Below are 11,533 nucleotides of genomic sequence, written 5' to 3'. Positions count from 1 at the left end.
CCGGAGTCCTCGCCCGCACCAGGATCCGCTCGCCCTCATCGACAACATCCTCGACCACCAGTGGCCATATCCCTGAAAAGCCCACGGCTGCAGGCCCATTCACCTCACGCACCGGAACATCGTGCCGTCACCGACGCGCAGTCACCACCGCAAGAGGGACAGAGCCGTTAATCCGACACTCCCGTGAGTTCGTCCGGACTCGGATGGCAACGGCCAGTTGATCTTCCGTCACCGTGCCCCGTCCGGCCGGTCAGCGCGGTACACAGCTGTGCGGACGTTGTGCGTTTTCGGGTGACGCGAGAGATCGGTCGAAGTAGGTGTCGGTGGTGCTGTGTTAGATGGCACTGTGAACGAACTGCTGCGCCGCCTTCCCGACATTCCGATCCTTCGTAACCGCTGTCGGGCGATGGCAATGCTCGATGCTGTTCTCAGCCCGGAGTGGGAGGCCCGCTACTACTCGTTCAACAGCCGCTGGGGCGATGCCGAAGAGATGGCTTCGATGCGTAACGGCTCCGGTGACGACTGGTTCATCGTCTTCTCCACCGTCGGTGTCTATGGCCGCGGGTTCGACCATGAAACACCCAATGCCCCAAAGGTACTCGATGCTGCGCCAGCGGTCTTCGGTCCCTACGTCACCGAGCCTGCGTTCGCCGATCACGACGGTTCGCCCCTTGCTACGGTGTGCTTCTGGCGTGAACCTCGCGACACCGGCTGGGGCGTGTCTGCCGCCGACCGTGGCGGTCGCGGATTGTTCGAGCTGCTGGTCGAAGGTACACCCGAGGGCTACCGGCAATGGGCCCAGGATTACTACGAGGCCGAGGTGAGCCTGGCGGCAGTCCAGCACGTGTACGCGCTGCTGCCACTGACGCCCACGGTGGTGACGGGGCTCAATCCTGATGCCGACCTCATCGATCTGGAGCCAGACATCATCGAAATCGGCTACCCACGTTGAGCATTCGATGCCCACCGGCCTTTGCCGCCCGCCCGATACCGTATCCGCCATCGGGCGAATAGTGACGGTAGGCGGGCCGAGGCTCCCGGTCCGGTCAGCGCGACCAGCGGCAGCTGCGGACGTTCTGCACCGCAGCGGGTTCCGGCCGCCGGCGCCTCGCGTTGGCCGGTTCGGTCAGCGCGGTATGCGGCTACTTAAGACTGGTGGTAGGACTTGATCCCGGCCAGGATCAGTCCCAGGTACCCGGTGGGAAGCTCTCTAATCGGCTGCCCGCCAGCAGTATCGGTGTGGCTCGCTAATGGCTTGCGTCCCACCGGGTTACCGTGCGGGTGTGGCTGGAAAGGGGTCTGCTCGGGCTCGAAGTAGCGGTGCCTTCTCGCACGGATACCCCTCCGTCGATCTGGAAGGATACCGATGCCGGTCATCATCGGAATGGACCCGCGCAAACGCTCGGCCACCATCGAAATCATCGATTCGAACGCGACGATCCTCGCTACCGGCCGTTACGGCACCGATACCGCCGGATACGACGAAATGCCTACCGCCGCACAATGATTCCCGCAGCGTGTGTGGGCGATCGAGGGATGCAACGGTGTCGGTCGGCATGTGGCGCACCGGCTGATCGCCGACGGGAGACCGTCATCGACGTGCCCGCGAAACTGTCGGCGCAGGTGCGGGTGTTCGCCACCGGCAACGGACGCAAAACCGACCCGGTCGATGCGCATTCTGTCGCGCTGGCAGCGTTGCGGTCACCGAATCTGCATCAGGTACAGGCCGATCCGGAGCTGGTCGCGTTGGGTCTGCTGGTCGATCGTCGTGACGAGCTCGGTCGTGCCCGCACCGAACTGCTCAACCGGATCCACCGGCTGCTGTTGGAGTTGATACCCGGTGGCGCCAAGAGGTTCCTGTCGGCCAGGCAGGCCCGCGCCCTGGCCGAGGCTGTCGAACCCGGCGATGCTGCGGCGACAGTCCGGCTGCGGCTGGTGACAGAGTTGATCGACGACCTCGAGGTCGTCGACCGGAAAACCAAAGCCGCGGACAAAGAACTCGAACAACTGGTGGTCGCGCGCGGGTCGACCCTGATGGACCTGCACGGCATCGGCCCCTCCGGCGCGGCACGGCTTCTCGCCGATACCGACACCATCCACCGTTTCGCCTTCCGTGACCGGTTCGCGTCCTGGAACGGCACCGCGCCCTTGGACGCCTCCTCCGGCCAGCAGCAGCGGCATCGGCTCTCCCGCGCCGGCAACCGGAAAATCAATCATGTCCTGCACATCATGGCCGTGGTCCAACTACGTAACCCGACCCCGGGCCGGGTCTACTACGACGGCAAGAAAGCCGCTGGCAAGACCTCCATGGAAGCGATGCGCGCCTTGAAACGGCGCCTGTCCAACGTCGTCTACCAGCAGATGCTCACCGACCAGCGACGACGAGACGCGGCGAGCCCGGGAGGGCACTCGGGGGCGACTACTGACTCCAGCGCGACCGGCTCTACCCCGAACACCGATCCTTCGGACAAGCCACAACCCGGACTCACCACCACCCAGCCTAACCAACTGCAAACCGCCTCTTGACATAAAGGGGAGCCATTACCGGATGTTCTGCAGCGCACCAGGTTCCGGTCGCCGGCAGCCGCTGGACGGATCTGACTGGCCGCAGCATTACACAGACCAATCCAGAAGTGCGATCCTGACGTCCACGTGACGTGGATCGAGCGGTCCTACCACCGCCGGCGACGGCAGACCGCCCTCGGTCGTTTGACGCCGATCGAACCATGACCCCACCGGCCAGTCAGGCCACGTGATCACAGCTGTCGCCTGATAGTGCAGCAGTCCAGGATTCGGTGGCGGAGTAGCTGGAAGCCGGTCCTGCCATACATCTGCCGTTTGATCAGCTTGGTCTTCGTGTTCACGCCCTCGATCGGGGCTGCTGCAGGGAAGGGTGAGGCCCGCGACGGCGGCGTCATGGTCCTGATCGAGACCGGTCAAGAAGGGTTCGAGTTCGGGCAGTCCGGCCTCGCGGACCTGTTTCATCCAGCAGTCCATCCCCGGACGCCGAGCCGTGGCTGTAGCGGTCGGGGGCTTCGTCTCTGCGTGGCGCGGGGACCGATGTGCCACATACGATGATCGTCGGTCATCCGGCCACGGTTGGGTGGCTGCTGTGGAGATACGCATCCCGTCACCCCGCCTGGGCGGCCGGCCTGGTCTGGCTGGTGACCGACCGCGTCGGCTGGGCCGCCATCGCCCAGGCAGCCGACGGTCCTGGCATGTCGCCCGTCTCTGGAGGCCCGATCCCCGGAAACCAGGGTGTCAATCTCCTTGGGCGGGAACCAATTCCATGGCGCGGGCCAGGAACGGATAGCAGCCGGGTGCGTTCTTGTCGACCTTGGCGACCACGGCGCGTCTTGGGGCCATCGGCGAACCAGTCGTCGATGTCGTGCTGCGGGCATTCAGCCAGGGCGGTTCCTCGTGATCTCAGGAATGCCGGCGCGGTGCCGGTGCCGTCGTCGAGCAGAGTGTTCGCCTGTGCGGGCTGCTCGGCCTGCGGGATGGCATGCGTCGCGGCGATGTGCACGTGCCAGGCTCACGCCGTAACGCAGACCCGGCTGCTTACCTGCTCACGCCCGAACAGTGGGAGCCGCAACGCACCGAATTCTGCCGCTTGGTCGACAACCGCCGATCCGGCCCGCGCGCTGGCGGCCGCTACCGACGAACTGCACGAAGTCCTCGCCCGACTCGGACATCCGAGGACCGTCGCGGTGTGGCAGCGGCGGCGGCTCGGCCGGCCGTGCCCACCGGCGGGCGCAGGTGGCTAGCCGGGGGTCGAGAGCTCGGCCAGGCCGCGTAGGCCCGCGGCGAGATCCTCGGGCGTGGGGGAGTGGTCGGGGTCGATGAGGTATTGGACCAGCAGTCCGCCGATGAGGGTTTGCAGAAGTGCGCCGATGGCGGGGTCGCCGGCGCCGAGGGCTTCGGTGAGGCCGGCGCGGGCTTGTTGTTGTGCGGCACCGGTTTCCGCGCGCAGGGCGGGGGAGTGCAGGGCCTGGGCCGCGGATTCGATATTGGCGGTCCAGATCACCCGGTCCGTGGTGAACGAGTCGATCAGCTTGTGCCAGAAGGTGTTCAGGCGCACGGCCGGGTCGCCGGCCCGATCGGCGGGCAGGGAGTCGAGGATCTGCTGGACGGCGGCGGCGGTGGCCTCGAGCATGGCCTGGTTCAGCAGCTTGTCGCGGGTGCCGAAGTGGTAGTTGATGGCCGCGAGGTTGGCGCCGGAGGCGGCAACGATGTCGCGCACGGTGGTGCGGGCGTAGCCGCGGTCGGCCAGGCACTGCTTGGTCGCGGCGAGGAGATCTTCTCGGGTTCCCACGGCGGTAGAGCCTAGCACCGGGTGAAACGGTCGTTTGTAACAGTTGTTTCAAACAGATGTTTTGTACGTTCGTGTGAAACGTGTGTATGGTCGAGTTCGGCACGATCCATCACACGGAAGTACGAGCCTCGACATGACTCAGCAGAGACTGTTGTCCCCTTTCGAAACCGGCTATTTCGCCACCGACACCCGTCTCGGCAGCGTGCCGATCGGCGGGATGCCGCTGTTCATCGGCACCACCGTGCGCGGTGCGGTGGATCCCGCCGTGCTGCGGCGGGTGCTCGGCGAGCTCGCGGCCGGGCATGTGCTGCTGCGCAGCCGGGTCGTCACCGTGGCGGGGGTGTCGCGGTTCGATGTGGACGAGGGCTATGTGCCGCCGTTGGAGGTGCGCGACGGCGAGGTCGACGAGTACTGGGCACTGGTCAACACCCGCCCGGACTGGAGTGCGGGGTTGTTCCGGGCGGTGCTGCTGCGCGGGCCCGTGGACAGCCGCATCGTGCTGGTCATCCATCACGGGATCAGCGATGGGCGTTCGGCTTTCGCGCTGCTGGACGAGCTGTGGCGGCGCTACAGCGCACACTTCGCGGGAACGGCACTACCGCTCGAGGATTCGGATCGGGACCTGCTCGACGGAGTCGATCGACTGCTGGCGCGGGTCACCACCGACGCCGAGGTCGACGGATTCCTCGCGCAGGTAATGGAGATGGCGGCGACCGTCGGGCCCGAGGGCGCGCCGCGGACCCTGCCGCACGACGGCGACGGGTCGGGCGATCCCGGCGGGCGATTGGCGTTGCGCCGCATCGAATTGTCGCCCCGGCACACCGGCGAGCTGGTGGAGGTAGCGCGCGCACAAGCGATCTCGGTCAACAGCTTGCTCGCCGGCGCCGCCCTGGCGGCGGTGCGCGCCGAGCTCGCCGAGGACGGGCCGCTGCCGTTGATGTGCGGGCATGCCGCAGATCTGCGGCCGGAACTGTCGCCGCGACTGCCGGTCTCGACGATGCTCAATTGCGCCTCGGGGGCGGGAACCCCGGCGCTGGTGGATCGGGATGCCGATCCGCGGGCACTGGGCGCGGTGGTCGACGCGACCATGCGGCAGATGCTGGACACACGGTTCCCGGCGCTGTTCATGCGGGCCGCGCAGCGGGCGCTGGCGCCGGAGGTGGCGGCGATGCTGTCGGGTGCGCCAGCAATCGCACTGTCGAATATGGGCCGGCTGCCCGCGCATCCGATGCCGCCGGGCCTGGAGTTCGTGCGGGACGAGGTGTTCGCGATGGCTGCCGGTATGCCGCCGAAGATGACGATCTTCACGGTCGGAGATCGGCTGACGATTCAGGTGGAATACGACACCGCCGAGCACAGTCACCGCCAGATGGGGCGGATCGCCGAGTCGATGAGCGATCTGCTGGCCCGGGTGACCTGGACGGCCGCGGCGCGCGGGTGACGCCACCGGCGATGCGGCGCCCATCGCAGTGGACGCGAAAACGGCTGTGGGCCCGGACGACTCGTCCAGGCCCACCTCTGTTCCGGTGGCGTGCCCCCGGATCAGCTCATATTGATCACGCCGTCCGGCGGCGGGGTCAGATACAGCGCGGCGATCTCGGTGGCGTACTTGGCCGCGATCGGGTTGCGCTTGAGCTTGAGGGTCGGGGTGAGTTCGTCACCGCCGGGCTCCCAGCCCAGATCCAGGATGGTGAAGCGCTTGATCTGCTCCACCCGCGAGAGCTTGGCATTGGCCGCGGCGACCGCGGCCTTGATCTCGGCGACGATCTCCGGGTGCGCGGCCAGGGTCTTCAACTCGGCGTCGGGAGTGCCCAGGGCCTTGGCCCGCACCACCGCGGTGTCGGGGTCGAGCACGATGAGCGCGGAGATGAACGGTTTGGCGTCACCGATCGCCACCACCTGGCCGACCAGCGAGGACACCGCCTTGACGGTGTTCTCGATATTGGTGGGAGACAGGTTCTTTCCCGCCTCGTTGATGATGAGTTCCTTCTTGCGGTCCACGATGGTGATGTAGCCGTCGCCGTCGATGGTGGCGACGTCACCGGTGTGCAGCCAGCCGTCGCCGTCGATGGCCTCGGCGGTCTTGTCGGGCATCTTGCGGTAGCCGTGGGTGACGATGCCGCCGCGGACGAGCAGCTCCCCGTCCTCGCCCAGGCGAATCTCCAGCCCGCGCAACGGAACACCGACGGTGCCCGGCTTCGGCCTGGCGAGCGGGGTGTAGGTGCCGACGCCGGAGGTCTCCGACATGCCCCACACCTCGGTCACCGTGAAGCCCAGGCCCAGCAGGTACTCCAGGGTCTCCGGCGGGATCGCGGCCGCACCGGAGGCGGCGACGCGCAACTCGTCGAAGCCCAGGGCGTGACGCAGCTTCGACAGCACCAGCGCGTCGGCCAGCTTGTGCTGCACATCCAGCAGCGGGCCACGGCCGGTGCCGGCCAGATCCGCGCGGGCGGCCTGCGCGCCGACCCCGAGCGCCCAGTTGGCGAGGGCCTTCTTCACCGGGCTGGCCTCGGTGGCGAGCTTGGCGTCGATCCCGGCCTTGATCTTCTGCCACACGCGCGGCACGCCGAAGAACGCGGTCGGTCGGGCGTCGGGCAGGGCGGCGGCGATCTCGCGGGGGTCGGGCACGCAGGTCATCTGCACGCCGGTGAACAGGTTGGCGCAGTGGCCCGAAATGCGGTCGGCCACATGGGCGGCCGGCAGGTAGGACACCGAGCGGTCGTCGAGGCCGACGGTCAGCGGGCCCTCGACCAGGCCCACGATCTGGGCCACCACATTCGCGTGGGTGAGCTCCACGCCCTTGGAGGGGCCGGTGGTGCCCGAGGTGTAGATCAGCGTCGCGACATCGTCGGGCTGCACCGCCCGCCAGGCGGCATCGAAGTCGAAGTCCGCCTTCGGCGCGGCCCCCACCTCGGCCAGGGTCAGCGTGCCCGCCGCCGAACCCTCCACCAGCACAATGTGTTCCAGCTCGACGCCCGCCCCGCGCACCACGTCCAGGAACGCGGGCTCGGTGATCACGACCTTGTTCTCGGCATTGGTGAACAGGTGCGCGATCTGCTCGGCGGAGCTGGTGTTGTAGATCGAGAACGGCGTCGCCCCAACGTGCAACGCCGCCGTGTCGACCAGATTGAATTCCGGCCGGTTGGTCAGCATGATCCCCACGGTGTCCCCGCGCCCCACCCCCAATCCGGCCAGTCCCGCCGCGATGGCGCGCACCCGTTCCCCGTACTCGCGCCAGGTGATCTGCTGTGTCCCCCCGACGGTCCGCAACGCCACCTGCCCCGGCCGCAGCGTCAATGTCTCCTGGAATGCCTGCGGAATCGTGTGAACGGTTTTCCCAGATGCGTGCGCATACCCGATGTCAGTCGTCATAACCCTTTCCCCGATTGCCTCTCGCTTCGCCCGCCACACGCGCACCCACCTGCGCGAACCCCGACGTCCGAGAGAACGACCAACCCGATCACGCGATGGCCACGCGCCGTCTGTGGCGCGGCTCACTCATCGTAACCAGATCATCACCGTTGTGTCGTGGGCTACACGGCCACGTCGGTGGCCGAAATTACCGATCCTGGTGGCGGGCGGCGGAATCGAAGCTGCGCCCCCGCGGTCCGGCCACCGGGTCCCGCCCGATGCCGGCATGCCGCCCCGGATAAGCGCTGCGCCGTTCGGCTTTCGCCGCCATGTACAGCGCCGCCTGCGGACTGCGCGGCTCGGTCTCGAGCGGCACCGCCGTCACGATCAGCCCCGCATCGCGCACCGCGGCAACCTTGTCCGGGTTGTTGGTCATCAGGCGCACCGACCGCAGGCCCAGCGCGGCCAGCGCGTACGCGGCATGGTCGTAGGTGCGCGAGTCGTCGGGATGCCCCAGGCGGCGATAGGCATCGAAGGTATCGGCCCCGGTCTCCTCGCCGAGATGCAATCCCATCGCCTTGACCTCGAGGCCCGCGCCGCGGCCCTCCTGCTCGAGATAGATGAGCACACCCTGCCCGCCCTCGCCCTGGATGAGGTCCATGGCCAGCTCGAGCTCGGGTCCGCAGTCACAGTCCTGGGAGCCGAGCACATCGCCGTAGAGACACCGGGAATGGATGCGTACCAGGCAGTCATCCGCCGGCTCCCCGAAGATCAGCATGTGCCCGACACCGGTTTCGTCGCGCACTTCCTTCACCCGCACCCGCAACTCACGCCCCTTCCGGAGCAACGAATGTGCGGTTGCCTGAAGCTCTTTCACGCCTGGTCCACCTGCCGCCCTGCCTCTGGCAATTATGGCCGAGCGGTCGATTTCAGGACATGAGTTGTCCGAAGAGCTCAGAACCCGGAGAGGCGACTCCGCATCAGGCGGGCCCGGGCACGCAGCAGCCGGGTGCGCTGGGGAGCCCAGCAGCCCACCGCCAGTCCGGCGATGGCCGCCGCGGCCGCCACCACCGGGACGATCCACTCGACGCCGGTGCCGTGCCCGACAACACCGGCCACGGCCGCGCAGGTGGCGCCGAACGCCGTGGCGAACGTCGCGTTCGACAATGCGCGCAGAGTACGCAGGACGCCCCAGCCCTGGGGCAACTTGTGCCCGCGGTATTCGCGCTTGGCCTGAAGGTACTGATACACCCACGGATTGCGGGGCAGGATGAGCAGCGGCACCGGCTGCACCTTCACGCCGACGGCACGCAATTGCTCGACCTTGTCGGGATTGTTGGTCAGCAAGCGCACCGAGGCCAGTCCCAGATTCAGCAGCATCTTCGCGGAGGCGGTGTAGGTGCGTGAGTCCGGGGACAGCCCGAGCCGCGCATAGCTGGCGAACGTGTTCAGCTGCTCGCGCTGACTCAGCGAATATCCGCGAGCCTTGCCGACCAGGCCCGCTCCGCGGCCCTCCTGTTCGAGGTAGAGCAGCACCCCTCGGCCCTCGGCCTGGATCATGTCCATGGCCAGGTCGAGCTCGGGGCCGCAATCGCAGTCGTCGGAATGCAGGGCGTCGCCGTATAGGCAACGCGAGTGAATACGAACCAAACAGTCCGGTTCGATTCGACCGAAAACCAGCGCGTGACCGAGACTTTCGTCGGAATCGAGCGGAATCACCCGTACGGTGATGCTGCGGCCGTAGCGGGTGAAGACATGCTCGGTCTCGTCATGCAGCGACTGCACGTTCGCTGTCGTCAAGCGATCCTCCGGTCGGGGATGGGATGCACAGTGGTGAGGCGATCACGAATCACGGGCACACGACGAGCCGCGAGCGATCGTATATCGGGCCCGGGAACCGCGCCCTGTTTCACGCGGGATCATTCCGGTGTCGACGCGTCGGCGTCCGGTTCACCTGCGACGATGGCGTCTATGGCGTCCGCGGACGGCATGGCGGCCGGGGCGGGACGACCGGCCGGCACTCGCGCGGCGCGCCGGATGAGGTCTGCCATTGCCGCTGTTGCCCAGACGAAATCGGCGGTTTCCGCGGAGCGGTCATGAGTGACCAGCCGATAGGTCAAAGCGGCGGAGAAGGCCGAGGCCGCACCGGTGACACCCGGCATGGGGTTGTCGAAGCGCGACACCTCCACGGTCCGTGCGCCCGGGTGGTGGATGGTGCATCGCGATCGCTCGATGACGACGACCGCACCCACACCACGCTTCAGCAACCAGGCCGCGACGGTCTCCGGCGGCGCGTCGGGCCGCAGTGCCGCGAGTTCCTCGGGTGAACCCACCAGATAGTCGATCGCGGACAGATTGACACTCATCGCGTGCGTGAGTGGGCGCTTGGGAGTCGCGTTCACGATCAGCCAGGGCGAGCTCGCCGTATCGACAGCGTTGTTCTGCGCGCTGACCGCCTCCAGGGCCCGCTCGATGACCGCCACCGACTGCTCGAAGGTCAGGACGACCGCGGTGACGTCGGTGATCGCCTGCAGATTGGACGCGACCTCGAGGTCCGCGGAGGCGAGCTGGGTACGACCGGCCTTGGCCGCGATGTTCGTGTAGTCCGCGCCGTCCTGCGGTGTGATCACGACCGTCACCGGGGTGCTTGCGCCCGGCACGACCTTGATCAGACTCGTATCGACGCCCTCCTGGGCGAGGTATTCCAGAATCTCGGCGCCTTCGCTGTCCTGACCGATCGCGGTGAGCAGGCGGGTGTCGAGCCCGAGGCGGGAGAGCGCGACCGCTCGCGTGAGCCCCTTCCCGCCCGGGCGCCGCCGGAAGTCTCCCCACATATCGATGCCCGGCTCGGGGAAGTGGTCCGTTTCGACGGCCATGTCCATGACCGCGTCACCGATGATCGTCACCGTTTGCCGTTCCGCCGCTTCGGGATCGGATTCCGAGGTCAGCAGCGTCGCCAGCGCGGTGAACGCCTTCTCCTCCGGGGCATCGCGGATGGTGCGGACGCTCGGCGCGGCGGGAATGGTTGTCGCACCTACCGCCTCGTGCAGCCGGCGCCAGTGCAGGGTGAGATAGCGGCGGCGGTCCATGAGTTTCTCGCCGTACAACTTGGCGAGATCGATGCCCCGCGGCCGATTGGCATCACCGAACAACCCCAGGCACAGCTCGGCGTCGACGATCAATCGGTCGGTGCTGTCCAGTTTGCATGCCGCGTGCCGAAGCGCCTCGGTCAGCGCACCCTCGGAGGTGGTTCCGCCCAGGTGAGCGTAGCGACGAACCACGCTGAGCCGCAGCAGACTCCGGGTGTCGACCTGAGTCTTCTGGATCCGCCCGGAGCGCAGGCCAGCCCGCGTGCGCAGGCTCTTCAGTACCGCGACGACCGCGAAGACAGCGTTGTCCGGCGCCACGATGGCGGCTCCGGGGCCGTGAGGAATGTTGTCGGTGGCCATCAGACCCCAAGAATACCGCCGAACATGTTTAGTGAACAGCCAAAACGTCAATTCGGTTGTCGCAGCGGCAAATGCCGGGTACGAGCGGCAAAAACCACAGAGCCCGGGCAAATGCCATACTGATGGTGACGAAGTACCGTGCCCACCAGGCAGGTTCGGGAGGTCCGGTGTCCGGAGTGCTTCTACTGATTCGACACATCCGCCGGCACAGACGCGGGGCGACCAGCGAGTGCGATGCGGAGCAGGACATCGATGTCGCGGTCGGCTAGGACGGAATCCGTCCGCGCCGCGACCGACACCATCCATCCCTGTCGCCAATCGCGCTGGCCGACACCATCATTCGCAGGCGACGGCCCACCGGCCGGTCGCCTTTCGAGGGTCGGCCGGTACCGGCATCCAGCGGCCGCGCGAGGGCGAC

General features: G+C 67.4%; 9 protein-coding genes and 1 pseudogene. 5 read left to right on the top strand and 5 right to left on the bottom strand.

What is annotated here, in order from left to right; translation table 11 throughout:
• Positions 1-346: 346 nt before the first annotated feature.
• The 4 genes and pseudogenes from ACWEKS_RS11570 to ACWEKS_RS11555 form a co-directional block, all read left to right on the top strand.
• Positions 347-952 carry a hypothetical protein gene (locus tag ACWEKS_RS11570; RefSeq protein WP_452339988.1) on the top strand — a complete coding sequence of 202 codons (606 nt, stop codon included), beginning with the start codon at positions 347-349 and terminating at the stop codon, positions 950-952.
• A 414-nt stretch (positions 953-1,366) separates the two neighbouring features.
• A complete protein-coding gene (locus ACWEKS_RS11565) occupies positions 1,367-1,507 on the top strand; it encodes a hypothetical protein (RefSeq protein ID WP_452339987.1) in 141 nt (46 codons plus the stop codon).
• 92 nt (positions 1,508-1,599) lie between these two features.
• Entirely contained in the window at positions 1,600-2,526 is a 927-nt protein-coding gene (locus tag ACWEKS_RS11560) for an IS110 family transposase (RefSeq protein ID WP_452339986.1), read from the top strand.
• A 949-nt stretch (positions 2,527-3,475) separates the two neighbouring features.
• Positions 3,476-3,689 (top strand): annotated as a pseudogene (locus ACWEKS_RS11555) (hypothetical protein); the annotation flags it as partial.
• A 74-nt stretch (positions 3,690-3,763) separates the two neighbouring features.
• Here ACWEKS_RS11555 and ACWEKS_RS11550 read toward each other — a convergent pair.
• Complete coding sequence (locus ACWEKS_RS11550) at positions 3,764-4,315, bottom strand: TetR/AcrR family transcriptional regulator (protein WP_452339985.1); 552 nt, start codon at positions 4,313-4,315, stop codon at positions 3,764-3,766.
• A 133-nt stretch (positions 4,316-4,448) separates the two neighbouring features.
• On the opposite strand from ACWEKS_RS11550, the gene ACWEKS_RS11545 reads away from it, so the two are divergent.
• Positions 4,449-5,756 carry a phthiocerol/phthiodiolone dimycocerosyl transferase family protein gene (locus ACWEKS_RS11545; RefSeq protein ID WP_452339984.1) on the top strand — a complete coding sequence of 436 codons (1,308 nt, stop codon included), beginning with the start codon at positions 4,449-4,451 and terminating at the stop codon, positions 5,754-5,756.
• Positions 5,757-5,857: 101 nt separating this feature from the next.
• On the opposite strand, the gene ACWEKS_RS11540 is transcribed toward ACWEKS_RS11545, so the two are convergent.
• From ACWEKS_RS11540 to ACWEKS_RS11525, 4 genes are all read right to left on the bottom strand, one after another.
• On the bottom strand, positions 5,858-7,687 hold the full coding sequence (locus ACWEKS_RS11540) for an AMP-dependent synthetase/ligase (RefSeq protein WP_452339983.1): 1,830 nt from the start codon (positions 7,685-7,687) through the stop codon (positions 5,858-5,860).
• Positions 7,688-7,874: 187 nt separating this feature from the next.
• The gene (gene ribA / locus ACWEKS_RS11535; protein WP_452339982.1) at positions 7,875-8,543 is read right to left on the bottom strand and encodes a GTP cyclohydrolase II RibA; all 669 of its coding nucleotides are present in this window, start codon (positions 8,541-8,543) and stop codon (positions 7,875-7,877) included.
• Between the two features lie 77 nt (positions 8,544-8,620).
• Entirely contained in the window at positions 8,621-9,466 is an 846-nt protein-coding gene (locus tag ACWEKS_RS11530; protein WP_452339981.1) for a GTP cyclohydrolase II, read from the bottom strand.
• Positions 9,467-9,585: 119 nt separating this feature from the next.
• Positions 9,586-11,115 carry a carbohydrate kinase family protein gene (locus tag ACWEKS_RS11525; RefSeq protein WP_452339980.1) on the bottom strand — a complete coding sequence of 510 codons (1,530 nt, stop codon included), beginning with the start codon at positions 11,113-11,115 and terminating at the stop codon, positions 9,586-9,588.
• Positions 11,116-11,533: the final 418 nt, after the last annotated feature.

The sequence above is a fragment of the Nocardia sp. NPDC004711 genome (assembly GCF_053601595.1).
This window is presented reverse-complemented; position numbering and strand designations above follow the sequence as displayed.